The sequence below is a fragment of the Bradyrhizobium sp. CFUWI genome (assembly GCF_056429085.1).
In genome coordinates this window covers 1-24,646 of sequence record NZ_JBWJZE010000042.1, presented here as the reverse complement: position 1 = coordinate 24,646, position 24,646 = coordinate 1, and the positions used below count along the sequence as shown (strand labels likewise).

General features: G+C 57.6%; 24 protein-coding genes. 11 read left to right on the top strand and 13 right to left on the bottom strand.

Annotation, left to right across the window (positions count from 1 at the left end):
• Positions 1-112: 112 nt before the first annotated feature.
• From AC066S_RS37030 to AC066S_RS37020, 3 genes are all read right to left on the bottom strand, one after another.
• Entirely contained in the window at positions 113-1,063 is a 951-nt protein-coding gene (locus AC066S_RS37030) for a HipA domain-containing protein (protein WP_478271851.1), read from the bottom strand.
• A gap of 22 nt (positions 1,064-1,085) precedes the next feature.
• Positions 1,086-1,460 carry a helix-turn-helix domain-containing protein gene (locus tag AC066S_RS37025; protein ID WP_126261387.1) on the bottom strand — a complete coding sequence of 125 codons (375 nt, stop codon included), beginning with the start codon at positions 1,458-1,460 and terminating at the stop codon, positions 1,086-1,088.
• Between the two features lie 354 nt (positions 1,461-1,814).
• Positions 1,815-1,937, bottom strand: a complete 123-nt coding sequence (locus AC066S_RS37020; protein WP_283810178.1) for a hypothetical protein — start codon at positions 1,935-1,937, stop codon at positions 1,815-1,817.
• 278 nt (positions 1,938-2,215) lie between these two features.
• Between AC066S_RS37020 and AC066S_RS37015 the strand changes: the two genes are divergently transcribed.
• Together AC066S_RS37015 and AC066S_RS37010 are read left to right on the top strand one after the other, a co-directional pair.
• Positions 2,216-2,440 (top strand): hypothetical protein, encoded by a 225-nt coding sequence (locus tag AC066S_RS37015; RefSeq protein WP_126261388.1) that lies wholly within the window; start codon positions 2,216-2,218, stop codon positions 2,438-2,440.
• 1 nt (position 2,441) lies between these two features.
• Positions 2,442-3,008, top strand: coding sequence for a type II toxin-antitoxin system VapC family toxin (locus tag AC066S_RS37010; protein ID WP_126261389.1), 567 nt, complete (start codon positions 2,442-2,444; stop codon positions 3,006-3,008).
• Positions 3,009-3,360: 352 nt separating this feature from the next.
• On the opposite strand, the gene AC066S_RS37005 is transcribed toward AC066S_RS37010, so the two are convergent.
• The 3 genes from AC066S_RS37005 to AC066S_RS36995 all read right to left on the bottom strand — a co-directional run bounded on the left by AC066S_RS37005 (position 3,361) and on the right by AC066S_RS36995 (position 7,109).
• Positions 3,361-3,612, bottom strand: a complete 252-nt coding sequence (locus AC066S_RS37005; protein ID WP_126261390.1) for a hypothetical protein — start codon at positions 3,610-3,612, stop codon at positions 3,361-3,363.
• A 604-nt stretch (positions 3,613-4,216) separates the two neighbouring features.
• Positions 4,217-4,423: a cold-shock protein gene (locus AC066S_RS37000; RefSeq protein ID WP_122406874.1), complete on the bottom strand. Its 207-nt coding sequence runs from the start codon at positions 4,421-4,423 to the stop codon at positions 4,217-4,219.
• 2,473 nt (positions 4,424-6,896) lie between these two features.
• The gene (locus AC066S_RS36995) at positions 6,897-7,109 is read right to left on the bottom strand and encodes a response regulator transcription factor (protein WP_027562785.1); all 213 of its coding nucleotides are present in this window, start codon (positions 7,107-7,109) and stop codon (positions 6,897-6,899) included.
• Between the two features lie 595 nt (positions 7,110-7,704).
• Here AC066S_RS36995 and aepX point away from each other — a divergent pair.
• Both aepX and AC066S_RS36985 read left to right on the top strand, forming a co-directional pair.
• Positions 7,705-8,562, top strand: coding sequence for a phosphoenolpyruvate mutase (aepX, locus tag AC066S_RS36990; RefSeq protein ID WP_126261428.1), 858 nt, complete (start codon positions 7,705-7,707; stop codon positions 8,560-8,562).
• A 316-nt stretch (positions 8,563-8,878) separates the two neighbouring features.
• Entirely contained in the window at positions 8,879-9,649 is a 771-nt protein-coding gene (locus tag AC066S_RS36985) for a phosphocholine cytidylyltransferase family protein (RefSeq protein ID WP_135167518.1), read from the top strand.
• Positions 9,650-9,906: 257 nt separating this feature from the next.
• Here AC066S_RS36985 and phnF read toward each other — a convergent pair whose 3' ends face one another.
• Positions 9,907-10,707 carry a phosphonate metabolism transcriptional regulator PhnF gene (gene phnF, locus AC066S_RS36980; RefSeq protein WP_126261392.1) on the bottom strand — a complete coding sequence of 267 codons (801 nt, stop codon included), beginning with the start codon at positions 10,705-10,707 and terminating at the stop codon, positions 9,907-9,909.
• Positions 10,708-10,733: 26 nt separating this feature from the next.
• Entirely contained in the window at positions 10,734-12,224 is a 1,491-nt protein-coding gene (locus tag AC066S_RS36975; RefSeq protein ID WP_126261393.1) for an alkaline phosphatase family protein, read from the bottom strand.
• 244 nt (positions 12,225-12,468) lie between these two features.
• Between AC066S_RS36975 and AC066S_RS36970 the strand changes: the two genes are divergently transcribed.
• The 6 genes from AC066S_RS36970 to AC066S_RS36945 are packed head-to-tail and all read left to right on the top strand — an operon-like array spanning position 12,469 to position 18,588.
• Positions 12,469-14,025, top strand: coding sequence for an ABC transporter substrate-binding protein (locus AC066S_RS36970; protein ID WP_235884921.1), 1,557 nt, complete (start codon positions 12,469-12,471; stop codon positions 14,023-14,025).
• A 56-nt stretch (positions 14,026-14,081) separates the two neighbouring features.
• Positions 14,082-15,098, top strand: a complete 1,017-nt coding sequence (locus AC066S_RS36965; RefSeq protein WP_126261394.1) for an ABC transporter ATP-binding protein — start codon at positions 14,082-14,084, stop codon at positions 15,096-15,098.
• Positions 15,099-16,001, top strand: a complete 903-nt coding sequence (locus AC066S_RS36960) for an ABC transporter ATP-binding protein (RefSeq protein WP_126261395.1) — start codon at positions 15,099-15,101, stop codon at positions 15,999-16,001.
• A gap of 4 nt (positions 16,002-16,005) precedes the next feature.
• Positions 16,006-16,941, top strand: a complete 936-nt coding sequence (locus AC066S_RS36955; protein ID WP_126261396.1) for an ABC transporter permease — start codon at positions 16,006-16,008, stop codon at positions 16,939-16,941.
• On the top strand, positions 16,942-17,847 hold the full coding sequence (locus tag AC066S_RS36950) for an ABC transporter permease (RefSeq protein WP_126261397.1): 906 nt from the start codon (positions 16,942-16,944) through the stop codon (positions 17,845-17,847).
• Between the two features lie 9 nt (positions 17,848-17,856).
• Complete coding sequence (locus AC066S_RS36945) at positions 17,857-18,588, top strand: peptidase C39 family protein (RefSeq protein ID WP_126261398.1); 732 nt, start codon at positions 17,857-17,859, stop codon at positions 18,586-18,588.
• 420 nt (positions 18,589-19,008) lie between these two features.
• Here the strand turns inward: AC066S_RS36945 and AC066S_RS36940 are convergent, their stop codons facing one another.
• The 3 genes from AC066S_RS36940 to AC066S_RS36930 form a co-directional block, all read right to left on the bottom strand.
• A complete protein-coding gene (locus AC066S_RS36940) occupies positions 19,009-19,881 on the bottom strand; it encodes an asparagine synthase-related protein (RefSeq protein ID WP_283810638.1) in 873 nt (290 codons plus the stop codon).
• The gene (locus tag AC066S_RS36935) at positions 19,796-20,857 is read right to left on the bottom strand and encodes an asparagine synthetase B family protein (protein WP_283810637.1); all 1,062 of its coding nucleotides are present in this window, start codon (positions 20,855-20,857) and stop codon (positions 19,796-19,798) included. Before AC066S_RS36935 ends, AC066S_RS36940 begins: the two co-directional genes overlap by 86 nt.
• Before the next feature lie 258 nt (positions 20,858-21,115).
• The gene (locus AC066S_RS36930) at positions 21,116-21,685 is read right to left on the bottom strand and encodes a formyl transferase (RefSeq protein ID WP_235885268.1); all 570 of its coding nucleotides are present in this window, start codon (positions 21,683-21,685) and stop codon (positions 21,116-21,118) included.
• Between AC066S_RS36930 and AC066S_RS36925 the strand changes: the two genes are divergently transcribed.
• Positions 21,620-21,925 carry a hypothetical protein gene (locus tag AC066S_RS36925; protein WP_235884924.1) on the top strand — a complete coding sequence of 102 codons (306 nt, stop codon included), beginning with the start codon at positions 21,620-21,622 and terminating at the stop codon, positions 21,923-21,925. The two genes, AC066S_RS36930 and AC066S_RS36925, sit on opposite strands and share 66 nt — an antisense overlap.
• A 39-nt stretch (positions 21,926-21,964) precedes the next feature.
• On the opposite strand, the gene AC066S_RS36920 is transcribed toward AC066S_RS36925, so the two are convergent.
• The gene (locus AC066S_RS36920; protein WP_126261400.1) at positions 21,965-22,576 is read right to left on the bottom strand and encodes a CDP-alcohol phosphatidyltransferase family protein; all 612 of its coding nucleotides are present in this window, start codon (positions 22,574-22,576) and stop codon (positions 21,965-21,967) included.
• 632 nt (positions 22,577-23,208) lie between these two features.
• Positions 23,209-24,423: an MFS transporter gene (locus AC066S_RS36915; protein ID WP_126261401.1), complete on the bottom strand. Its 1,215-nt coding sequence runs from the start codon at positions 24,421-24,423 to the stop codon at positions 23,209-23,211.
• Positions 24,424-24,646: the final 223 nt, after the last annotated feature.

The window sequence follows — 24,646 nt, the reverse complement described above, 5'->3', positions numbered from 1 at the left end:
GGCGCCGCCGCTCGACCGATGTGATCACCTCCGCCCTCGAAATCGTCATAGCGCTTCTCCTAGGATTACCCCTAGGACCTGCAGCCATCGCGCCCGTCAAACAAGGCGGCCCTCAATGGAGGGATACGGTGATCTTCGGATATGGCGCCGCGCAGACGATGTCGTAGCCTGGCGCCATGGCGGCGCCGCGCGCCGATAGCATCAGCGAGTAATTTTTGGCGTGTGAATCCGCGTTCCACACCATCGGATTGAAGATGGCAAGATTGACGAAGCGGGCGGTCTGCTGTGCTGTCATATGGCGCTGGGGCACGCCGAGCATGTCGGCCAATGATGGTCCTTTTAGGCCTCTATCGTTGTTCTGGTACTTGGCAGCTGGCGGTCGGCCCAGGGCTTGGCAGAAGTCCTCCTGATGCAGCCGCCGCCACCTCTTGCCCTCATGACGGCGGTCATAGCGCTCAACCAGCAGGTAGCTACGTTCGCCTGCCGTCCCGGTCGTCACCTTCGGCGTCGGGATTCCGATCATGCGCGCGAGTGTCAGGCAGAATGCCTCGTTCTGGACGGCGCCAGGCAAGCGCTCGCCATCGGGCTTGATGATGTGGGTCGATGGCGCGCCGTCGATCGGTATGTACAGGGTGTCGCCCTCCAGAGCGACGGCGAGCTTCGTCTGCACACCGGCAAGCGACATCGACACGCCATCCTCGCCGACGAGGAAGGGCTTGTGGGGTAGCTCATTGAGAATGCGCTCGAGCGAGGCCTTGTCGGGGATCTCTCGCCATTTGCCGGCGATCAGCCCGGTGCCAGGTTGTCCGACGGAGAGCGCGCCGGCGGTGTCGCGGCCCATCTCGGCAAGAAGACCGATGACATCGGCCGGCGACTTGCCGAGCATATGACCTACGGTCCCGAGAGTTGGGTTCTCCGGCAGCAGATTTGCCGCCCATGGCAGAATTGCCGAGGCATCGTGCGACGCCCGCGAGAGCGGCATGGTGAGCGACACAGGGAAGGCACCGGTCAGCCCGCGCCAGGATTCGGCATAGGTGAAGCCTGACGCTTCATCGGCGGCCATGATCCAGCCGACCTCTCGCGTCTCAAAGTAGACCGGAAGACGGTCCATGAGGGTCCTCCTCGTCGCTGTCGGGAATGTCCGGTGTCTCGGAAGTGTTGGCCCGGCGGGCTTGGGCATCCTTGAGAACATCCTCGATGCGCAGTCCGAGCACGTTTGCCACGTGCAGGCTTCGCCCGAGCTGACAGGTGCTTTTTCCGGCCTCGAGGTCGACGATGAAGCGCTTTCCTGTCCCGCTCACCATGGCCAGCTCGTCCTGCCGGAGGCCCTGGCGTTTGCGTTCTTCCTGGATGATGCGACCGAATGCTGCAGCAAACTCGGCCGCTTGGCGCGCGACACCCGTCTCGCCAGGAGCCTCATTTTCGCCTGAGAGGGGAGCGCTCTTTGGAGGCGTGTTCATAGCTTTCTCGTCCTAAAGTTACCGAGCGGGAACTTTCAGTGTGTTATTAAATCGAAGGGCTAAAAGTTACCGATCGGGAACTTTACTCAAAAAGCGAGCCTGAGCGATCCAGAAAGTTCCCGATCGGGAAACCTGCTCCCAATATTAACTGGGTTATTAGAGAGATCGACACGATCGGCAGGGAAATCGCCCTCATCCCCGTCGAGCGAAGCAGGTCCTTAGCGTCCGTTCGCCGGCGAGCGGCGCTGCGGCCTCAGCACGATTCCGGCGATCCTGTGCGGCTCGCGAACCGGCAGCGGATGGCGATATAGGGGACGATCTCGCTGCGGCGAAACCGTGTCAAAACATGAGGCGCTAGGTGATCGGGCGTGCCCCTGATTGCCAGCTGAACCAGATCGCGGAGCCTTCCTCCTTGTCCGCGCGCGAGTTCAACTCTGCACTGACGACGAGCAGCACCGACAGCGCAGTTGCGGCCAACAACTCCTTCCACTGATAGTCCGCTTGGGCCTTGAGGCCGGCATAGCAATCAGACGCCTTGAAGTCGAAGCAGCAAACGGACTATGTTAGACAAATTCCGTTTTTGTTCGACAAACGGGTAAAGTTCTATGGCAAAAAGATCGGCTAGCAAGCCCACGCCCCGCCGGGCCAAACGGAGAAGAGCTGCATCCAAGGGTGGCTCGGTACTGATAAAAAGCTTTAAGCGTGAATTAGCGACCAGCGGGCTTGTCGGGAGCAAGGCACGATTTGAAGCGGTCATGCTGGCGGCGGAACGATCTGGCCTTTTGAGTGAAAAAGGCAGCCGCATCGGTGGCCGGGTGAGTCCTGCCTTGGTCCGGCAGGCCAAGCACCAGACGGGCATCGAGGCGGATACGGAGTTGATCGAGTTTGCGTTGGCGACGGTCGCACTCGAGGACAACTTCGCAGAAGCGTTCAAGAAGTCTCGGGGCAAGGTCGACCCAGCGTTAAAGCTCGGTTTCTAACGTGGCGGAATTCGACTTTGACGCGGCGCGACGTTGGGCGCGGTTCGATCCGGGAAACACGCTGGCACGGCGCAGCGACGATGAACTTCCGTTCGTCAGCGTCGGCCTGACCGCCGGACAGGGGCTACTGCTCGATACCTGCGTCTATATTGATCAAATGCAAGATCGTTCGCCTCCGATCCTGGACGACCTGATCACGCAGCGACAAGTCAATCATTCGACTGTCGCGATCCAGGAATTGATGCACACGGTCGGCGCGCTCAATCCTTCCGACGCGCGAACCGCTTCTGTCGTCGATGTGATCGGGAAGCAGATCAAGGCGATGCCGCCGCATCGGATCTTTGCGCCGGACATAGACGTGTTGGGACGAGCCGCGCTGCTATCAGGGATCCTCTGCCGCCTCCAGGGATATGAAAGGGACGGCAAGTTGCGCGCGCTTCAGGATTGCGTGCTGTTCCTGCAGGGGCAAAAGCTCGGCCTGCTCGTCCTGACTGCGAATGTCGGCGACTATGATATTCTACTCCAGCTGATACCAGCCGCACGCGTGCTGTTCTATCGTTCGAAATGATCTCCATTAATGATTGAGAAAGATTTTGACGACCTTCGCTTTCCGACACCTCCAAGCTTTGGTTGACCGAGGGTTCAGAATGAACTTTCCGAATCAGTGGTGTCCCTGGCTGGACCGGCCCGTCGTTGACGATTTTGCATGCACGGCTGCGCCAGCCGCGATCGAGGCGCACAGAACCCTCCGGCAATTTGGGGTAGCAGCACCGCGGTCTCGAACGGGTTCGAACAGCCTGTTGTGTTCAGCCGGATAGGAATTCACCAAAGATCTCTGTGCGCTAATAGGCGAGGCCTGCGAGCTCGAAGCGATGACCATAGACGAGAAGGCTGGTCTCCTGAGGGTCGCATCTACACGCTCAGTCCAGCGAGAAGCTGTCACCATCATTCGACCTTAAAGCATCTTGAGGTCTACAGCTCGCCGCGCCGCGGTCGCGTTCTTCTTCAGCTACTCGACGCCATTCTCCGTCTTCCCCTTCGTGCGCGCCCGCTGCCGTGCGCAGGTGCAAGACGGAAGGCCCCAGTGCTTCGCGAAGCGATGAGCTCGTCTTAAATTGAACCGACCGGCTCACCACGTCGTCGCGCACCACGAGCGGGCGTAGATTGTCCATCAGCACTTCCTCCGGTACGCCGCCGAATGTCCGCAACGCTACCGGCCAGTGGTCTGAACTGCTTGAGGACAATAGTAGCGCCCCAGGGGCAAGACCAGATGCAACAATTGGCCGTTTTTCTTTCAGCCAGGGGCGAAGCCCGTCAGCTTCTCGCAAAAAGTTGCCGGAGTAGCGGTGCCGTCCTGGTCTACGTTCGAGTGCAGACAGGAATTGCCGCCCGTCTTGGGTATTTCCCAGCCAAGAGCATCGCGAAACACAAAGTCCGCCGAGATCCGCCCGTGTTCTGCCAATGGTTTCATGCGCTCGAGGCATGCGCGACGTGCACTTCCCGGCGTGTTCACGAGCGTACGGCTTGAGAGCGTTGTGGCAGCTGGCCGAAATGTTGCCACACCGGCACTACGATCTTGCTGGGAACACCTGTAACTCTGGCTACAGCGATTGGTCAACTGGCTTCAGGCGATCGAGGCTCTCAAGCGGTTTGCGAGACAGCCCCATGCCTAGAAGAGACGGTCGAAAGGCCGAACGCCCGGCGCGCCGTGACAAGGCATCGCCGGACAGGTGCGAGAACACGCTTTGCAGAGAGGAGTTTCCGGAGTGGGTCAGATCAGCCAACCCGCAGATCCTCGGCTGACATCTTACCCGAACGCCCGGCCTTGAGCTGATAACTTACCCGGGCCCCCTCTTCGAGGGTGGTGTAACCGGCCTTTTCCACGGCACTGATGTGCACGAAGACATCGGGACTTCCGTCCTCAGGCCTGATGAACCCATAACCTTTGGTCGAGTTGAACCACTTCACAATACCCATTGCCACGGCGGCATCTCCATAGTGAACCGTTGTGATCTAGCGAAGAGTCTTCCGGCCATCAAGACGGTCGGTAAGAGAATCCAGCGTCACTGCGCAGGTCACGTGCTCTTTTTCTTATCGCGTGGTCTAGCTGCAGCCGCATCGTGCAAGCGACAACAATCCTGACGTCGACGACACTTCGCCTCAAAGTTTTTGCCCAGATGACGTTTTGACCTTCGCTTCACTCGCCGCGCGCGACCGGTTACAAAACAGCTGCGGAGCCTCGAACATGTCGCGCTCATCCAGAGGCCGGCGGCACAAACAATGCGGACGACTCCCACTATGGGAGCAAACGAAATTGCAGCTTGAATGTTTGACCAGGATGGTAGGAGCGTGCGTCGTTAACAGGCTCCGTACTTGTCGTCCCCACGACCCGGAGAATGCATATGAGCTCAACATTGCGCGCCGATTCGTGGTCGCGTTGCGCGCCTCGAATCCTCCTCAACGCAGACATCAAGCCGACCACACCGGAGGTATCCTCCTCAGCGTATGAACAGGGGCATGTCATGGAAGCGGATCGTATCAGACGGTACGATATGGACAGGCATCATAGGGCTGCTGGCGTGGTCCGCGCGCAGCGTGATCAGCAGCCAGTCGACTGGCTAAGGGTGGTATGCACGGCGACCCTCCGCAAAGGAAGTCACGAGCGCCCTGTTGTTCAATAGCCTGAAGCAGGATTATCAATCCACGCATGCCTGCATTGAAGCTACCTGACATGCTTTCTCAAGCTCGTTCTCGGCGCGAGCCCAAACCACTGCGGCTGCCGCTTTGATCTCCTCGAGCCAAAGGAATGGGTCACCAGTTAGCACTGCATCCGTTCGCTCCTGTGAAAGCGCCTGGAGGTGAAGCAGCCAATCGAAAGCAGCGCGGTGTGGAGGAGGGATGTCTTCTTGCTCCGGCTGAGGTCACGCGGCCAGGCTTGCGGGCCCTGGCGCGTCAAGCAGAAGCGGTAGAAAGCACGCAAGCGCATGACATTGCGCAGCTGGGCTATGTCGCGGGTCGTTCAACGCAAGCTGCGTGCCGGCTAAAGAGTCGCAAGTTACAGCCATTCGGGGCTGCACGACCATGTTCGGTTACCGACATTGGGTTGCCAAGCGAACCTCACAGCGTGTCGGAGGCCGCCTGCCAGATAGCGCCAACGTTTTTGATCTTCACTGGCAAAGACCCGGACGCGGCGATGCTACTTTTCTTCGCATATGAGGTTGCTCCTTCTGGCTGGCGTCATGGGGCAGACTTGTCGACGGGTATCATCACGACAAAGAGCAGCGCATCGCCTAGAGGATTGCGCTTGAGACGAGGAGAGTAAAACAATGCCCAACAAACGGCCTATGTCGCAACACGCCTTGGGAGTAAGCAAACAATCAACAAAGGAACAAGCATCAGGTCTAGTTATTCTGCGCAACAAATTGGCGAAGTGAAGCTGGACATCAGCAGCAATTGAGGAGCTATGGTCCAGCTTAAACGATCCTGATCCGCCTGGTTTGGAACGGCGCACGAGCCGTGGTCTCATCGACGTGATCAGTCAACGTACAGAGTTGACGACGTGACTTCGTCTGTTTCGCAAGGAAAAAGCTCGCCAGATTCGGCAGCGCTTGCAGTCAACGAGCCGGAGCACCGCGCAGGGGCACAACCTCATAGAGCCAAGGTAGTGGGCCGCGGCACCTTGAAGGAAGCTTCTCTGCAGGTGTCTACCTCGTATTCGGATGCCCGATGAGGCGGCCGTCCCGGTACTGCCAATTCTCCAAATCATGAATGACGCCCTCTAGTCGTGGCCCAACTCAGCCACATCGACTTCGGAGTCGCCCGCCTTTCGGGAAACACCGGGATCACGCCGTCCGCCGCAAACAATTTCAGCTTATCTCGAATCCGCCACATCAAAGAACGCAGCAGTCGCACTGTGTGTTCGCGGAAAGGTCGTTCATCAAGCTAGCTACGCGTCGTGAGAATCGCGCGCACATCGTTGAGCGCGCAGAGCGCTAGAATTTGATGAAACGTCTACCAGCAGCACGGTTTCGGAAATGGGTTCACGGACTATCATTGCCCTCTTCGTGTCCGGCCCAAGCCGTCTACGCCGCCTTTCCGAACGACCACGACTTCAGTACGTAAGCCGCTACGATCACCTCTCTTCAATTTGCGCCACGCATACAACCGCCGCAGCCGCAGCTGGGGGACGGACCGATCACAAGGTTAACCTAGAGGTCCGACCGGCCGTCGAGCTTACAAGAGCGTCATGCTCCTGCGATCTCACCTCGCCTAATGGTCCACGCAGCCCCTGACAATCGGCGACGAAATAGAAGCACGCCCCGGTTCATAGTAACAGCGCCTATATTATGGCTCTGCGGCCGCGGCCGCGCCATTCGCTTCGCATTCCGCCGGAGCAAGCCACAGTCGCCCCTTACATTTGGCTAGATCTGTATGAACGGCAACGCAACCCCGGCCGTTACTCAATAAGACGGTAACGTCGCGCCTTGACGACGCACTGAGTCCGGCTGGACGTTTCCAGCTTTCGCATCGCATTCTTGATATGAAAGTTGACGGTGTTCTCGCTCACTTTCAGAATGACGCCGATAGCCCAGGATGACTTCCCTTCCTCGACCCACCGCAAACACTGTCTTTCCCGCTCCGACAGCACAACCTCTTTCTCATCCGCCATGAATTTCTCCTGGACTCGAGAGAACAGGAGAGGCATCAGCAAGTGCCATGCCACTCAGTGGCGGCCAGCAAGCATCGGTGAGGCAGGACGAATTCTTCGGGATTGCCGCGACATTCGCGCGAAACCGCCATCCCACTACAGCCCTGTCGATGGGCTTACGACATGTGTCGTACACACGACATCAGCATTACGACAATCGTGGCTGTCGATGTTGTGTCCAACTCTATGTGAGCCGGATATCACCCTTTCGCTAAGCCCTCCTCCCCTTCAAGACGTCGGAAACTTTTCCCTAGGGGCTGTAGGACCAGGCTCGCGAACCCAGGTCATCCATTTGTAACCAAGGCCCCTCTTTCCAGCCTTTAGGGGCCCCAATAGCGAACGCTTGTGTTTTGCGCCACCCCGACGCAATTATGCAAATCTGCGCGTTTCAAAAAACTACCAATGCTGGTCATTGATCGGCATTCCCCCAAAAAGATAAGAACGGTGACGTGGACGCCAATCGAGGATCGGCTTGCAGGATTTAGGCATGAGGCATCAACCACAAGCCGTTCGGCCTATGGCGGGCCGTCAATGTGCACGCCAGTCGCCTGTCGAAATGCTTCGGGCCCAGGTCTGCTCGAATGATGAGCTCTCGTTTCTGATGGAAGCGCATGATGGCCTGTCTGCCACGATCGCCCAGCGCTCAGGATTCAAGGGGCTCTGGGCCTCTGGTTTGTCGATTGCCAGCTCGCTCGGCTATCGCGATGCCAATGAAGCCTCATGGACCCAGCTCGTCCAGAGCGTAGAACGCATCGTGGACTCGACAGAGCTCCCTGTGCTCGTTGACGGGGATGGCGGCTTCGGTAATTTCAACAATGCTCGCCTCCTCGCACGCAAACTTCGTCAGGCGGGCGCCGCCGGCATCTCGCTTGAGGACAGCTGCTTTCCGAAGCTGAACTCGCTCATTGGTGAGCGGCATCCGCTCGCCGATATCGATGAATTCTCCGGTCGTCTGCGGGCTGTAAAGGATACAGTCGCCGACAATTTGGTTCTCGTGGCCAGGATCGAAGCGCTGATCGCCGGGCACGGGTTGAACGAAGCTACCTTGCGTGCTCACGCTTATGCCGACGCGGGAGCCGATGCAATCTTGATTCACTCGCGAAAGAGTACCGCGGACGAGATGCTTTCGTTCGTCGCCGAGTGGCGGAACCGGCTGCCTGTCGTGATCGTTCCGACAACGTACTTTCGGACGCCAGTCTCTGCCTATCGTGATGCGCGCATCTCCACAGTCGTCTGGGCCAATCACTCCATGCGGGCTGCGGCAGCTGCAATGCGGCGCATCTGCGATAGCATCGCAGCTCAAGAGAGCGTTGCGAGCATTGAAACTCATATCGCACCGCTGAGCGAGATATTCGAGCTCCTGAGGTATGACGAACTCGCCGTGGCAGAAAAGCAATATCTGCAGCCCCGCTAGTCGACGGTGACCAGAGTCTATCACCCAAAGCTTCCTTAATTCAAAAGCCGATGCTCCCCTCGCCTCTCGTCGGTCTCGCTCCAGTGTCACCGATGCCGCGAACTAACATCCTGGACAGCTCGGACATGGCTAAACATCTGTCCCTGCCACTTTAGGTAGCTCACACACCGGCTGGTGCAGGTGTGTGCGTTGATGACAATTTGCACCTACCTCCTTCAATATCGGGGATGGTCGGACAAGTCGGCGGCACGTAATACTGAACAGAGGCGTTCACGATGGTTGCGGAGCGACGCTCGGGATCAAGAAGGCGAATGAAATGCCGCTGAATGCTCCCAAGCATGCTCTCATTCTCGCCGCTGGAGTGGGCACTCGACTGCGGCCTCTAACGGATCTAAACCCGAAACCTCTAGTCCGAATCCATGGCACTCCCATCCTGCACAACGCGCTACATACCCTTGGGCGTGTCGGCGTGGAACAGGTGACGATTGTTGTCGGGTATCGCAAAGAGGCGATCCAAGAAGCTTGCGGCAGTCGGTTTGGTGGCGTTGCAATCAAATACGTCGAATCCCCCGTTTACGACCGTACTGGGAGCGCCTATTCGCTCTGGCTGGCGCGTGACACGCTCGTTTCCGGGGACCACTTCCTTCTTGAGGGCGACGTCTTCTTCGAGGAAAATGTATTGCGGCGGCTGCTCATCAGTAAAGCGCCCGACGCGGCTGCTGTCGCTCCCTTCGATGAGCTGATGCAGGGGTCAGCGGTCCTGTTGTCGGATCTTGGCTTCATTTCAGAATTTCGCCTGAAACAAACAGCGAGAAATCTCATCACGGATGGCCCGCCTCTTTACAAGACGATGAATCTGTTACGTCTGTCCGCGTCTACTCTGCGGACAGAGGTGGTTCCGGCCCTAGACAATATGATCAAGGCCGGAGCTACCCAGGCCTATACGGAGGAACTTCTTTCCTATCTCGTGGAAAGACAAGGCCTGCTGCTTGCTGCGGTGAGATGCGACGATCTGCGGTGGTACGAAATCGATGATGCGGAAGATCTGCGTACCGCCCAGCGCATCTTCGCAAAAGCCGACGTTTGATCCAACGGCCCAGGATCACGGAAGGTTTGACGCGGCGCCTCTTCACGACATGCGCCGCGGCCGCTGACACTGGCCGCGTTACAATGCCAAGATCCGCAAGCTTGAAGGGGTCGCGACCAACGCGGCCCCCTAGTGCCTCAGCAAAACGCGAGCGGCTCGTCCGGGCATGACGCGTGAAACACACAGCCATAAGCAATGGTGGTAGCGAAACAATTATTTTCGCGCCTAGCCGCTTTGACCGCAGGAATGGATAGGACCTAGACCTTGAAAGAGGCAGGTGACTTCGATTTGGTCGCTTGCGCTTTTCCGGATCGAGGCTTTCCTGCAGGCGACTGCTCTGCGGAACTCATCTCTTTAAAGTCGAACCTGAAGCTGATTCTCGGTGCGCAAAGTACATTCTCGCCAAATTTGATCGGAATACGGCCGGAGCAATCAAGGCTCTCTTTGACGAAGACCGGCGCTGATGTCGACATTTCAAGGAGGCGCGCCTCCTGCGCGGAGGGCAGACGTGCACTTATCGTCACCCATTGTTGCGCGTAGTCATCAATTCCAATGCGCCTGAGAGCTGTCGAGATCGAGTTGGCGCCAGAGAATTTGTCCAGCAGTCCGGGAGTGCGTTTCGCTGGAAAATAGCTATGCGCTATGACGATTGGGATCTCGTCCTGATAGCTCAGCGTGTCGATGCGCAGCACATCGTCTTGAGCTTGCAAGTCGAGATGGCGGGCGAGCCGCTCGTCTGCCTTTATCGTTGCAGCAGAGAGGATCTTACGACGCGCCAAGCGGCCTTGCGAGATGAGATTATCGGTCAGCCGGGTTTGTGGGGAGAGCAGATAGGCTGTTGGATGTTCGACAACGAAAGTGCCCCTCCCCTGCTCGACGCGGAGCAGTCCCTCCTGCTCGAGGGCCCGAATGGCGTATCTTACGGTGTGCCGGTTGACACCATATTCGAGAGCAAGCTCTACGTCGTTCGGAAGTTTTTCGCCTGGCCGAAATCGGCTCGAGGCAATGGCTTCTTCGATGTTCGACCGAACAAACTCCCAGCGCTTTCCTTGATACATAGGTCGATGGTCCGTAATTCAGGCTTTCAATTGCGCGGATTAGCGCCAGGTTTATCATTCTTAACCTGCGCCAGCCGTGTTACGGCCGCCCCCCTCAGATAAAGACGTTGGCGGTAAAGGTCCCGGAAGACAGTTGACCGGCGCGCTGAAGAGGCAATTGAGACGCTCGCATCTTCGACATCATACGGGCCTCTGTCCTCGCAATCTTGCAAAGCTTCATCGATGATACGGCCGTGCACCGTCGACGGTAGCGGCAGTCCCAAGCTGGAAAGGATCGTTGGTACCAGATCAACGATGCTGGTTGGGGCAGCAACAACTCCGCTTCTAAAGGCATTACCAGCAACGATGCATAATGAAGACAGCTCGTGCGCCGAAAGCCCTCCGTGCATACCAACGCCGATTGGATAGGTCCCATCGTAGTACACGGCGTCGGGCGAACCGCTCCGATTAGCCGCGCCGCAATCGGCGAGAACAAACGACAGGTCTGCACTTCGTTCGTGGTCGGCCATGACAGCCGAAAGCAAAAGGGTGCTCGCGATAAGTGGAGAGCCATCGGGAGCCTGACGTGAGAAAGCAACGCCAAACCATGGCTCCTCGCACATGGCGTGATACAGCTCTGTCAGAAGATGACCCTCTCTGTCCCGGGCCCAAAGGTTGACAACGCGTTGAGCGGTTATTGCAGCGTCTACGTCGGGCGTGAGTTCGTATCCGACCTTGAAACCCGACCGCTGCAGGTGTTTCAATACGGAGACTTTTTCTCCAATGATGGCGTGTCCGTGATCGGATGCAGCAATAAGCTGTACTCCTTCCCGCTCTCCTTTCTCGTTCCACCAAGCGAAAATACGCCCAAACTGGCGATCGACCTCGTGGAGCACCTCACGCGCTCTAGGATGCTGAAGTCCGAACATGTGATATGTAATGTCCGGCTCGGAAAGCCAGAGCAGGCTGACCTCCGGAAGTGTTTCTTTCTTCAGGAACGAGAAGAAGAGATCGACGACGCGTTCAATGGTCGCACGCGCCGGTCGCTCGTCGGGAGGGAGCATCGGAAACGACGGCGCAATCCGGCGAACGGCAGCGTTGCCACCGAACATTGACGGGTCATGGACCCAGAACGCCGGCGCCCCCGCCTGCCAACTCCCCCAGCTGGAAAGTCCAAAAGAGCCCTGTGACTGAGATCCGATCGACAACATCGCCTTTCCATGAGCCGCCAAGACTTCGCCGATCGTCGTGGCGGTGAGGACGCCACCGCTTTCGCTGCGGAGTGTCAGGAGCGCCGAGAGCGAAGATCCGTCGATCGACCGACCGTTCGCCACAAAGCGGTTGCCGATGATTCCATGCGCCGAGCTATGTCCGCCCGTGGCCAGCGCGGCCGATGAAACCCGCGTCTCACTGGGAAAAGATGAGGTATGGCGGGCAAGTCGAAGGCCGATTTTGGACAGCTCGGCGAGATTGGGCGTAACTGCTTCGTCTAGCTGGTCAGGACGAAGACCATCCAGCATGACAATTACAAATTTCATTCGGCCACCTTTCAGCTCCGATTCCGAGACTTAACCTACGGGAGTGGCAGCCTCCTTGTCCAGCTACCTAGGCACCTAGGCCTGTCATGATGGTGTCACATGGTGTGAATTATATCTCGCACTAATCGAACCGCTCCTCAGAAAACCATTGTCCGAGTCCGCCCGGCCCGAGCGTGAGCACGCGAAGCTGCATGGTTCAGAACCTCGGCACTCGATGGTTTGTGCAACTAAGAAGAGATGTGTGATGAAGACCTGTGATCGACGCACGGTTCTCAAATTGGTCGGTGGGCTGAGCTTGCTTCCATCGACCTCTATCTTTGCCCAAGACGCTGGCCGGACGGCACTGCGGATCGCAATGCAGGATCTGCGCGTCGAGCTCGATCCGCTCCATCCCCGTGCTACGGCGCTCGTGAGCTTTCGGGTGCTCGAGAGCATTTACGACAAGCTCTTTGCGATCGACTATCAACGAGACGGGCAGATTCGGCCGATGTTGGCTGAAAGCATCGAGGCTCTCGACAGCACCACATATCGCGTGTCCCTGCGGAAAGGGGTTCAATTCCACGATGGTGAAGAGTTAACGGCAGAGGACGTCGCATTTACGTTCGGCGCGGAGCGCATGATCACAAAGGATAGTCCGGGTTATGGTGTTGGCCAGATCAGCTTTCCCTCGATGAGCGGGGTGCGGGCAACCGGTCGACATACTGTCGAGTTTAGCACGAAGGCGCCCGATCCGGTCTTTGTCAAACGCCTGACCTCCTATGGAGCCGGCATCGTCTCGAAATCGGCCTATCTGAAGGCGGCGACATTCGATCAATGGGCCAGGGCTCCCATAGCGGCGGGGCCTTACAGGGTCGTTGAGGCCGTCGAAAACCGCTACATACGCCTCGAGGCGCACGAGGGGTACTGGGGTGGAAGGCCGCCGCTGAAGGGGATCGAGTTTCGGATGGTGCGGGAGCCGGCAGCACGCGTCGCCGGCCTTCGCGCTGGCGACTTCGACATCATCACAACCGTAGCGCCGGATCAGTTCGATATCCTCGCCGCGGACAACCGGCTGGACGTGGTTGGAGGCGACACGATGTCCTTCCGCACGCTGGTCTATGATTCGACGACCAATGAGGTGCTGCGGGATCCGCGCATGAGGCGCGCCATGAATCTTGCGATCGACAGGCAGACCGTTGTTAATAGTATCTGGCGCAAGCGCATCAGTGTGCCGCCTTCCCATCAACACCTTGCTTACGGCGCTCTCTACAATCCTGACCGGCCAATCCCACGGTACAATCCGGAAGAGGCCAAGCGGCTTCTTGCCGAAGCTGGTTACAAAGGGGCAGCAATTCCTTTCAAAACAGTCGGCAACTACTACACGGCCGAGCTTATCGAAACTCAAGCTATCGCGGCAATGTGGAGGGCTGTCGGCCTGAACGTCTATATCCAAATGAAAGAGAATTGGGCCCAAGTCGAAGACCGTCTGGGCCGAGGCGTGAACAACTCGTCCGATGGCACATACTACCCTGATCCCACAGCATCATTGGTCTCGCGCTGGGGGTCTCAGAGCAATTTTCAGAGGGGTGGGTATTGGCGGAACGATAGATTCAATGTGCTGGAGACCACCTTGTTGACGGCGCAGGAACCGGCCCAAAGGCGAGCCGCCTATCAAGAGATGCTCGACATATTCGACGAGATTGATCCACCAGGAACGGTGCTCCATTCGCTCGGCGAGTTTTTCGGAAAGCGCGCCAACATCAAGTGGACACCGACGCCAACCGGTTTGATGGATTTTCGGCCAGGCGCAATCAACGTCTAGCTGAGAAAACGCCTTGGGCCAGACGCACAAGACTATGGTGCTCGGAAGGTGGAATTATGGACCAAACCACAGCGCATGCGCTTGAAGCACCTTTTGTCCAAACTTTTGAGCAAGGGAATGTCGGGCGCACAGCCATGGAGGCGGGCAGCCCGCCGCTCCTCAGCATTACTGGATTGACCGTTGTCCTTGCAGACCGGCCCGAGACGCGCCTGCTGGATGCCGTTCAGCTCGAGTTGCGCAAAGGTGAGTTTTTCGCGCTTGTCGGCGAAAGCGGCAGCGGAAAGAGCGTGCTGTGTTCGACCATCATGGGAGTAGCAAGTTCCGAATTGAGATGTCTCGGCGACATCCATATCGAAGGCAGGCGTCTTTCTGATGTCGATCGGCGCCAGCGTGCAATGATCTACCAACAGCCAAGTCTATATCTTAACCCTGTTCGGCGCATTGGTTTCCAGCTTCGCGAGACGGTCCAGGTGATCGATGGCTTGAGCAAGAAAGAGGCGAGTGAAAGGGCTGCAGATCTACTCCGCGATGTGGGAATCGATGACCCCAATGAGACGATGAGAAAATACCCGCACGAGATGTCCGGCGGAATGAATCAGCGCGTCATGATTGCAATGGCGGTGGCGATGAAGCCGCAGCTTCTCATCGCTGACGAGCCGACCTCGGCCCTCGACGTTACCACGCAAAAGCAGATCCTTGACTTGCTCGAACAGCTCCGCTCAGACATGGCAATCCTCTTTGTGACCCACGACCTGGGCGTTGCCCTACAACGATCGGACCGTATCGGCGTTCTCTACGCCGGCCAGCTGGTCGAAATCGGGCGCGCCGATCTCGTCGCTCGAACTCCCCTGCATCCCTATACGCGCGCGCTATTCTCCGCTGTCCCCCCACTCTCAGGGCGTCCCCGGCGTCTCCACAGCCCAGCAGGCAGCCTCCCTGAACCTACACAGCGCCAGGCCGGCTGCAATTTCGCATCTCGGTGCTCGGGAACGCTGGACACTTGCCGGCACACAAGGCCCGCCTTGCAGGGCATTCCACAACAGATGGTGGCATGCCACAACTCGGAGGCATGAATGACGTCGCCCATCGAGCCTTCTCACGTTCGTACAGCGCGCGCGTCCTCCGAACCCATTCTCGAGCTGCGCAATGTCGATTTTTGCTACCTGGCTGCTCGGCGCTCCGCTGCGGAGGTCCTTGGCGGCTCGAGGCTGCATAAGATCAACATGATCGTCCGTCGCGGCAAGGCCCATGGGCTGATCGGAGAGTCCGGCAGCGGCAAAAGCACCATCGCCAAGCTTCTGCTTGGGCTGACAGCGCCACAATCGGGTCAGATCTTTTTTGACGGCGAGCTGCTGACGCCGGATCGATTGGCTGCGTTCCGCCTCCGTGTCCAACCTGTCTTTCAGAGCCCTCTCGACGCACTGGACCCAATTACCCCGATCGGCAAACAAATCATCGCGCCTCTGCTCGTGAACTTCAACATGAAGTCTTCCGATTGTCAGGCTCGGCTCGCTGCAGCAATTTCGGCCGTCGGCCTATCGGGCGAGATCCTTGGCAAATTGCCGCATCAGATAAGCGGCGGACAGGCGCAGCGGGTCAATATAGCGCGGGCGCTTATTCTCGATCCCGAGGTTCTGATTTGTGACGAGCCCGTCTCCGCACTCGACATGACCGTTCAAGCTCAGATCCTGAACCTTCTGTCGGATCTGCGCGAGAGCCGGGGCCTGTCCCTCTTATTCATAAGTCATGATATCAGATCCGTTGCCTATCTCTGCTCAGAGATCACCGTCCTGAAGCGCGGAAGCATCGTTGAGAGCGGTTCACGCGATGAGGTGCTGCTCGACCCAAAGACGGATTACATGAAGTCCCTGCTCGAGGCGGTACCCAATTCTGGGCTCGGCCTTGAAACGGCATCACCTTCAAACCCTTGTTCGCAGCCAGCAGGGCGTCGCGACTTGCCGGCGGAGGGGTGGTAGCGGCATGAGGCGCAACACGCAGAAGATATTTGCGAGCAAAATTGCTCGCGCATTGGTCACGCTCGTTTTGATGGTAACAAGCGTATTCGTTCTTATGCGCTGCGCGGGCGATCCGGTCACCGTCTTACTCGGGCCGGACGCGACGGCGGACATGCGGGCCGCATACTCCGGCGAATTGGGGCTCGACCGCCCAATCCTGGCACAATACCTAACCTATCTTCATAACATCGTCCGAGGAAGCTTAGGCGTCTCTTACGTCTATCGACAGGATGCACTCGGTGTCGTCCTCAGCCACCTTCCACTGACGCTGATACTCACCTGCTCTGCTCTTACTTTGGCGGCGCTCACAGGCGTTGCAGGAGGAATAACTGCCGCGGTGTTTCCGTCGAGCTTCATAGGCCGTGCGTGCACGATCGGAACCGTCGTGGGACTGTGCGTTCCCAGCTTCTTCCTGGCGATCGTGCTGATGCTGGCGTTCTCAATACAGCTCAATTGGTTGCCGACCGGCGGTGCGGAGGGCTGGCGAAGCCTGGTTTTGCCGGCAATAACCATGGCTGCCGCAAGCTCCGCCGTGCTTGCCCGCTACACCCGGGTGGCGGTTCGCGAATCGCTGGACAGCCGCTATGTGTTGGCTGCGTTTGCGCGCGACATTCCGTTCTGGCGGATATTGATCCACCACGTACTGCCCAATGCGGCGGTGCCGATCCTGACCATACTTGGCCTGCTCATCGGCGGAGCGGTAACCGGTTCGACTGTGGTCGAGACGGTCTTCTCATGGCCGGGTATCGGAAACCTCTTCGTCACATCCGTCGGAAACAGGGATGTTCCAGTGGTGCAGGCAATAGTCCTGCTTGCTGGCACTGCGATGATCATGACCAACCTGGCCGTCGATCTCGGTTACACCTGGCTCGATCCGCGGTCGAAATCCTCGGAGACATAGATGAGCACCGCCTTGGCGCATGAATGGATCCGGAATATTTTTCGTTCTTCGAAAGACCGTCGCGATCTGCGTAAGCCATCCCAAATTGGACTCTATAGTGCCTCAATATGGATTATCGCATGTCTGTTGATTGCCGTACTGGCCCAGGTGATCTCCCCCTATCATCCGGCACAGATCTCCTTGGATGCACGGCTTTCGCCTCCACTATTCTTCGGGGGCGCGCTGGACCATTTGTTGGGCACCGACGAGCTCGGTCGCGACGTGCTGGCTCGCTTGATATATTCGATCCAGATCAGCATGCTCGTCGCGGTGGGCGGCACCTTCATTAGCACCCTGCTGGGCGTCTCCTTTGGCTTCCTCGCTGCCGAGCTTGGCGGACTGATCGACGAGGGAGTCATGGCACTGGTCGATATGCAGGCTGCCGTGCCGTTCATGATGACCGCACTTCTTGTCATAACGATCTTTGGCAATTCGCTGGCACTCTTTGTCTGTCTTGTGGGCCTGCACGGTTGGGAGCGCCACGCCCGCATCGCGAGGGGGCTTGCTTTGACGGCCCGCAACCGGCTCCATGTAACGGCGGCGCGGACCTATAACGCTTCGCGGGTCCATATCTACGCAAGGCATATTCTCCCAGCCTGTGCACCGACCATCGTGGTCGGCATGACCCTTGGCCTCACCGAGACGGTTCTCCTGGAAAGCACCCTGAGCTTTCTGGGGCTGGGGATACAGCCGCCGATGTCCAGCTTGGGCAATATGGTGGGATTGGGCAGAGACTATTTGATGACCGCATGGTGGATCGCCCTCGCGCCCGGGCTCGTCATCGCAGCGACAGCGGTTGCTCTCATGACAATCAGCGAGGCGCTGCGCCAGACGGGATCTCGCTCAGCTTCCTTCACATTCACCTGAGATGACGCCATGTCGCGTCCCGACTTCGAAAGCTCAACAAATCACATGGTCAGGAACGTTCCTCTGTATCGACAAAAGAGGAAGTTCACCTGTGGACCATCTTCCCTGATGATGGTCATGTCCGCTCTCGACGAGCGATATCAGCCGAATGAAACAGCTGAGCTCGAGATCTGGCGAGAGGCAACAACCATTCACGGCGGCTGCGGACCGGTTGGTCTGGCATTGGCCCTCAAACGCCGCGGCTTCGCAGCGCTTGTTGTCGTGAGCCATGATGGGCTCTTTCTTAAGTCTCGCGCTTCGCAAGGCGGCGAGGTGGAGGTGATGCAGATTCTCCAGGAGCGAGATCTAGCCGAGGCATACCAGCGCTGCATCCCCGTCCATCTTGGCACCTACAGCCTCGATGATCTCTCGAAATGGATGGCGGTGGGGTGGTACCCTATCGTGATGGTCAGCCTTGAGTTCGAAGCTAAAATGATCACTCATTGGGTGGTGGTGACTGGGACGGACGCCGATTACGTGTTCTTCAATGATCCGCTCAAAGATCCCGCCCAGGAAGATGCTTCCACGCGCGTGGATCGCGCAAGCTTTGCCAACATGACCAAGTTTGGTCCCAGCCGGGAAACCGCCGTCATTCTTGCGGGCCTTCCAAAAATGGCGAATGTCGCGCTTCCGCTTCCCCGGATTTATGCTCAGCATCAACCTCGGCCTGACATGCCGGGCGTTACCGGTCCCGAACGCTGATGCATTCGGTAGCCGCTAAAAACCCAACATATAGCCAGGATAGGTCGGTCTCGAGCCGTCGAGCGGCCTGCGGTCGGCAGCGCCGGTATACACCGAGTTCGACAGCAGCATAACCAGCCATCATGAGGCCGGTCCTGCATTCTTGCGCGTGTCCGTCAAAACGAGCTTTTCGCGGGCGCGCGAACACGACAGGTCGCTCTCAACGTCAACGTCGTTCTCGCGTCCTAATCCATTGGCGTAATTCAGCGCAGTTCCAGTCCCCTTCAGAACGCGCCATGCGCACTGGATAGCGCGATCACGCATCCAGACATCTGTGGCGGCCGGCATTCTCCTGTTTCTACACCGATCGGCTCGTCTTCCCGCTAAGCGGTGCCGCATTCCGGATTGCCTTGGCTACCCCGCATCCCGTCCTACCAACAGCTATGAAGAAAGTTGACGAAGGAAGATCTCCAGATTGCAGATCAGCCAGAGTTGTTTTCCGAATGCATCGTTCGCCGCTTGAGAGCGGCGTGCATACCATCGGCGGAGAGCACCAATATCGAGATAATCAGCGATCGCGGGAGATTCTTTGAAGACTAAATCCCGAAACGGCATCGAGCTCTGGTCTGTCGCCCACTTACCTAACGGCAACGGAAATCCGAGCTTCTTTCTCGTGAGCACACTTGCGGGTAGACGATCTCGGTAAAGGGTGCGCAGCGCGGCCTTGGAGACGTCAAGCGTTTCGCTAAATTTTTCAATCGGAGCGAAGGCCGCCTGAAACGGGGCGAGGGCATGTTTCCAACGCAGATGTTCTGAGAACGACATGCGCAGAGCTAGCGCAACGATTCGGTGGTCTGTGAAGGGAACGCGAGACTCCACACCCGCCGCCATTGTGGTGTTGTCGACCATTTCAAGCAGCGCCGGTAGATGATGCCGTACAAAGAATTGCCTTATGCGCTCGACCGGGGTGGCGCCGCCTGAATGGTAGGCATTGTTCATCCAATCGATGAGCCCAGCATCGTGACCGATGTCCTTTCTCCATGCCGGTGTCGCCAGCCCAAGCTTCTCGGCTTGCGGAAAGTAAGTGTACCGCGCAAGAAAGAACTCGAAGTCGCTCGCTTTGAACTTGGGAAGGCCGAGATGACGTCGCGCCGGGCGGCCAATGACATCTGGCAACGCGGCCAACAGCGCCTGTCGACGAAGGTCGAAGGACAACCTGAAGATCCGGCTATACCCGAGGAATATCTCGTCGGCACCTTCGCCGGTAAGGACCACCTTGTGAGAGCGGCTGACCGCCCGCGCAAGCAAATACATCGCCACTTCGTTGTGCATGCCAATTGGATGCCCACGCAATGCAGTAAGGCTGCTTAACGACATCCAGGCTCGTTGCCCCAGGCAGCTGGACCAAGACGTGGGCAAGCTTGAGAGATTTCGCAACCTCAACAGCATAAGGGCTTTCATCGTACACATCGCCGCTTACGATTCCGGTAAAGCATGTCGGATTTTGCGACGAGCGCCTTGAAAGCTCGAAAGCCAAGATACTGGAATCGAGCCCGCCGGAAAGCAGCGCCGCGACTGGAGTGTGGGGCAGCAAATGTTCCTCCACGGCGCCGCCGATCAACGTTTCAAGAGAACTGCAATCACTGCTCTCATCGAGGCAGGCAGGATCCCACCAACGTCTATGCTCGTGCGATTGAGCCGTGATCTTCAGCCAGGTGCCAGGTTGCAGCTTTCGAATTTCTGCAAATAGCGTCCTCTCGCCGAAAACGGCGCGGTAGGAGAGAAAGCCTGATAACCCAACCGGATCGAGCTTCGAGCGGACCCTTGGCCACTTCAGGATGGCTGACGGCTGTGAAGCAAAGACGAGGCCATTATCCGCGAAAGCGTAGTATAGCGGCTTGACGCCGAGCCGATCTCTGACAAGGAACGCTGTCGCGGTCTTTTGATCGTAGATTGCGAAAGCAAACATTCCCCGCAGACGTTTGACGCTATCAATCCCCCAACAAGCAAATGCCTTGCAAAGTACTTCCGTGTCCGACTCAGTGCGAAATCGGTATCCGCGCCGGAGCAGGTCCCGCCTTAGGTCACGGTAATTGTAGATCTCCCCGTTATACGTGAGGGCCAAGCCGAATTCCTCATCGAGAAACGGTTGGTTTGACCTAGGATCCGGATCGATGATCGCGAGCCTTCGATGCGCAAAGGCAAAGGAAGGGGTCACGCAACTACCACTCGCGTCAGGGCCCCGATGGGCCAGGGTCTGAGCGCAACGCGCGAGGTTCCGCTCGGTCACTGACAGATCAGTAACCCGTCCGATGAATCCGCAAATCCCACACACAGCTAGCCTCCTGCGTGCTTAGCCGGCTCACACGCGGTTGGGGGCGCCGGCGCCTCTCGATAGGCTGGAAGCTACAAAAACAACCTTCAGAGCTAAGACCACGTTCAGTCAATGAGCGGAAGTTCGCAGGCAACACTTTGGCTTCGCGGACGGCCTCGAGAAGCGCGATCTCATATTCCGGGCTAGCTTCCGCAGTGCGAGCCGAGTCAAACCTTACCCTGGAGGTGAACATCCCGTACCCTGGAGGTGAACATCCCGAGCGAGGGTCCGAACTTCATTGGTCATGACTCGTTCGACAAGCCACTTTGGAGGCTCAATGCGTGGTGGAAGGTATAGAGCGCGGTAGAGCCGATCGAGCTCTTCGGCGCTGCGCGGAACGTCTGACGAATCCAAAAGTGCGGTCATCATGCGCATGGGATAGAAGCAAGCCTTGCGCTTTTCTTGAGCTATCAACTCGTCTTGCGAGCGACAGGTCGCCGATCCGTCCAAGAAACGCAGCCACACTTGGCAGAAGAGAGCGTAGCCATAAAGTTGCGCTCTGGTGTCTAAAGAGAGGGCTGTCTCGGACGGCAGCACGGGGAACCGCAATTCGCCGATAATATCCCCCCTATCGACCCGCTCTGAGAGATAGTGGACCGTTACCCCAAAGCTCTTCTCGCCATTTAGTATGGCATGTGTCCGCGCAAAACTGCCGCGATATTCAGGGAGTGGGCCTGGATGAAGATTGATACCCCCTCCATCGAACCGTGCGAGGATATGGGGCGGGAAAATCTTATTCCACATGACGCTTACGAGAAACGTTCCGAGAGGAGGAACATCATCTATCGACTCGAAAAAGGGTACTCCGAAGCGGTCTGCGACTTCCCAAAGCTCCTCACTGGTTTCGTGCCTCCACCAAGTTCTCTCGTACCGGGAAGCGCCGAGAATGCCGGCGATGTGGTCTTTGCCGCTCGTCTCGATAACGAACGAAAGACAGCGGGTCGCAAGCCCCCTGGTGCCGGCAAATACCACGCGGTTGATTGAGCTCGACATTTTCTCGTCCTTACGACATTGCAAGCCCGCTTATTGAAGCGCTCTACTCGTCATCAATAATCCGGCAGACGCAGTGGCCGCCACGCCGATGGTTATCACATGCACAAGACTGCCAGAGGCTTTGATCTTGAACGGGGCGATGTGCAGCAACGATAGCGGTACAAAGAATGCGGGAAGAACCAAACCCAACTCAAGCGGCGCGATAGTGTGGTCAACCAGCAAGATCGCGGCAAGTATCGGCAGAGCGTAAGAGAGAGGTAGACCGGTCGAACGACCACGCTCGTCCAATCCGAAATAGTCAAAATATGCCAGACGAAGAGCTCCGATCAGCATCACGAACGCTGTGAACACCGCAGATGCTGGAAACTCGATAAAAGATGCGATGACAATCGCCGGGATGACTGATCCAAACGAGAGGTCAGAGAAAGCATCGAGAGCTTTACCAATGGCCTTGGTAGCCACTGTTCGACCTTTGGTGCGCCGGGCAATTTCGCCATCCACATCATCAGCGATGATCGCCCAGAGCCCGAGCGCTACTCCCGCCTCATACTGCCCTTTCACCACGAGCCCCATCGCTGCACCGCAGCACAGGAGCCCCACGGCAGTAACGGCATTTGCGCGGTCAGATAAATATGCGATCATCGAACCTCGATGTTGCTCTTTCTGCCGAGAGCGATCGAAACCTGAGCCCAAGCGGCTGGTTGGCGGCCGCAACTTAAATTGGGCGGGGCCCGAAATGTCCGCAAACTACCGGTTCTAGTGGGTCAGCTTAGTGGTTCCGCGAGCGAAGACGGCAGCTCTTCCCTTCATGCAAATGTGGGGCGAGGCGGACTCGAGCTGTGGTCGGCCAGCTTGACGTTCTCTCCCATAGCCGCTGCTGTTCAATCGCCTCGAAAGGACCGCCAGCGGGCGCTTGTTGACATGCCCAAGGCAGGACGCAAAATGGGGCCGAACACCGCGGCAAATGGCGGTCGCGATCGCGATGACCAAGTCTAGCGTCCAGATATTCCCAACGTGCAACTCCTCAGCGGGGCGACATCTGTCATTTTGAGCTCTGGCCCGGCGAAGCCGAGATACGTCTCCCATTCGGGGCTGCAGTTGGACCGCTCAGTTGATCCCCCCTCGCCCGCACCACGCTTCCAGAATGCGCGCGAACGTCGAGCTCCGCGTGATGGCCTAGACTCAGACACTTGCGATCGTTGATCTAAGGTGGCGAACACTTATTGACGATCCGGTTCACGTCGGGCTCGCAACCAGGCCGATCAGCCCACTTTTCATTGGCCTGGCTCCGCCTTTGATCGGACACCCACGAATGCGAATGAAAGCGTGCTTCCTACTGCGCAGACGGTTAGTGAACCCAAGGCAAGCCCAATTCCATAGTTGTTTTGGATGAAGCTGAAGAAGAACGGCGCAAACGACGCCGTCGACAATCGGAAAGTCGTGATCAACCCGACTCGTGTTCCATACCCGCCCGGCCCGAAGACTGACAGCGGCAAGCTTCCTCGACAGATGCTGTTTAGACCAGAGCTAAACCCAACCAAGGCAACGAAGATTGCAATTCCGACGAGAGAGTGAGACGCCGGCACAATGACGATTGTGGCCGCCGAAAGCATAAGGCATGAGAAAATGGTGAGTTGAATGGGAGATATCCTCTCGCTAAACCATCCTGCAAACAACCGTACTGCGAGCTGTGACGGGCCGAAGAGTGTGGAAACCAAGGCTGTCTCCTGCAGGTCTAAGCCGATTGACGAAAGGATGGGAATCATTCGACCGAGTAATGCAGAAAAAGCAAATGTCGTCAGTGAGAAGCCTACCGTTATGAGGACGAGGTCAATCGGCTTGGAAGAGGACTGGTCTTGCGAGCCACAGACCGTGTTCTGCTCCCCAAGCGTTGCGGAGGACTTCCCAAGAGCCAATTGTATTAAAGGGAAGGCGAGGAGAACATTGCAACCTCCATAGATCCAACAGACTTGCCTCCAACATATCGACGTGAGCAACAGCGAGGTTAACGGCCAAAACAGCGTTGACGAGAAACCCACGATCAATGTCAAGGCAGCCATTTGCCGTTTCGCATGAACCGCATCTCGCTGTACCAAAAACACGAACGCAGCCTCGTAAAAGAGAAATGCCGACGCAAGTTGCATACCGAATAGGGCAATTGCAAAAACGACCGCGTTCCAAGAAGTTGCTGCAATTCCCAGGCTAGCAGCTCCAACGAAAGAGGCGACTTTCATTGTCTTGCCTGCGCCGTATCGGTCCATGAAGCGACCGGCAACCAGCGACATCAGCGCGCTAGCAAGCAAGGCAAAGGAGAAACAAGCGAGTAGCCACTCCTCTGTGACTGCGAGGTCACGGGAAGCCTCTTTTGCAATGGACGCCACGCAATAGTAAAGCGTGCCGTAGCTGATAATTCCCGCACCGCCCAGCGCCACAACGACCAGCCTGTCATTCTCCCGGATGGGCGGCGATCTTCTCGGTTCGAGTCGCATATCGTCGAGGGCCTCAACTATTACAGATCACGCGCAATAGGCTCTGGTTGCCTCCGACTCAGAGCCGATCAGTATTCCAGCGATGGTGAATGACACGTACGCATACGATGAAGACCGCCAGATTGACGCATGCGCGCGGGCAGAGCGAGCTCTATGATCGGTTGGGTGAAGGTCAAGCGGCCTGCTGACTGGCGGGCTTGTCGGTTTGGCGCAGGAGCTTCCA

Bases quoted from the DNA above. Each gene is read 5' to 3' on its own strand.
- AC066S_RS37030 (WP_478271851.1), bottom strand. From the start codon at position 1,063: ATGGCCGCCGATGAAGCGTCAGGCTTCACCTATGCCGAATCCTGGCGC.
- aepX (WP_126261428.1), top strand. From the start codon at position 7,705: ATGCTTCGGGCCCAGGTCTGCTCGAATGATGAGCTCTCGTTTCTGATG.
- AC066S_RS36950 (WP_126261397.1), top strand. From the start codon at position 16,942: ATGAGCACCGCCTTGGCGCATGAATGGATCCGGAATATTTTTCGTTCT.
- AC066S_RS37005 (WP_126261390.1), bottom strand. From the start codon at position 3,612: ATGGACAATCTACGCCCGCTCGTGGTGCGCGACGACGTGGTGAGCCGG.
- AC066S_RS36995 (WP_027562785.1), bottom strand. From the start codon at position 7,109: ATGGCGGATGAGAAAGAGGTTGTGCTGTCGGAGCGGGAAAGACAGTGT.
- AC066S_RS37025 (WP_126261387.1), bottom strand. From the start codon at position 1,460: ATGAACACGCCTCCAAAGAGCGCTCCCCTCTCAGGCGAAAATGAGGCT.
- AC066S_RS36925 (WP_235884924.1), top strand. From the start codon at position 21,620: ATGAAGATTGATACCCCCTCCATCGAACCGTGCGAGGATATGGGGCGG.
- AC066S_RS36965 (WP_126261394.1), top strand. From the start codon at position 14,082: ATGGACCAAACCACAGCGCATGCGCTTGAAGCACCTTTTGTCCAAACT.
- AC066S_RS36985 (WP_135167518.1), top strand. From the start codon at position 8,879: ATGCCGCTGAATGCTCCCAAGCATGCTCTCATTCTCGCCGCTGGAGTG.
- AC066S_RS36915 (WP_126261401.1), bottom strand. From the start codon at position 24,423: ATGCGACTCGAACCGAGAAGATCGCCGCCCATCCGGGAGAATGACAGG.
- AC066S_RS36960 (WP_126261395.1), top strand. From the start codon at position 15,099: ATGACGTCGCCCATCGAGCCTTCTCACGTTCGTACAGCGCGCGCGTCC.
- AC066S_RS36930 (WP_235885268.1), bottom strand. From the start codon at position 21,685: ATGTGGAATAAGATTTTCCCGCCCCATATCCTCGCACGGTTCGATGGA.
- AC066S_RS36920 (WP_126261400.1), bottom strand. From the start codon at position 22,576: ATGATCGCATATTTATCTGACCGCGCAAATGCCGTTACTGCCGTGGGG.
- AC066S_RS36955 (WP_126261396.1), top strand. From the start codon at position 16,006: ATGAGGCGCAACACGCAGAAGATATTTGCGAGCAAAATTGCTCGCGCA.
- phnF (WP_126261392.1), bottom strand. From the start codon at position 10,707: ATGTATCAAGGAAAGCGCTGGGAGTTTGTTCGGTCGAACATCGAAGAA.
- AC066S_RS36975 (WP_126261393.1), bottom strand. From the start codon at position 12,224: ATGAAATTTGTAATTGTCATGCTGGATGGTCTTCGTCCTGACCAGCTA.
- AC066S_RS37015 (WP_126261388.1), top strand. From the start codon at position 2,216: ATGCTGGCGGCGGAACGATCTGGCCTTTTGAGTGAAAAAGGCAGCCGC.
- AC066S_RS36940 (WP_283810638.1), bottom strand. From the start codon at position 19,881: ATGTATTTGCTTGCGCGGGCGGTCAGCCGCTCTCACAAGGTGGTCCTT.
- AC066S_RS36970 (WP_235884921.1), top strand. From the start codon at position 12,469: ATGAAGACCTGTGATCGACGCACGGTTCTCAAATTGGTCGGTGGGCTG.
- AC066S_RS36945 (WP_126261398.1), top strand. From the start codon at position 17,857: ATGTCGCGTCCCGACTTCGAAAGCTCAACAAATCACATGGTCAGGAAC.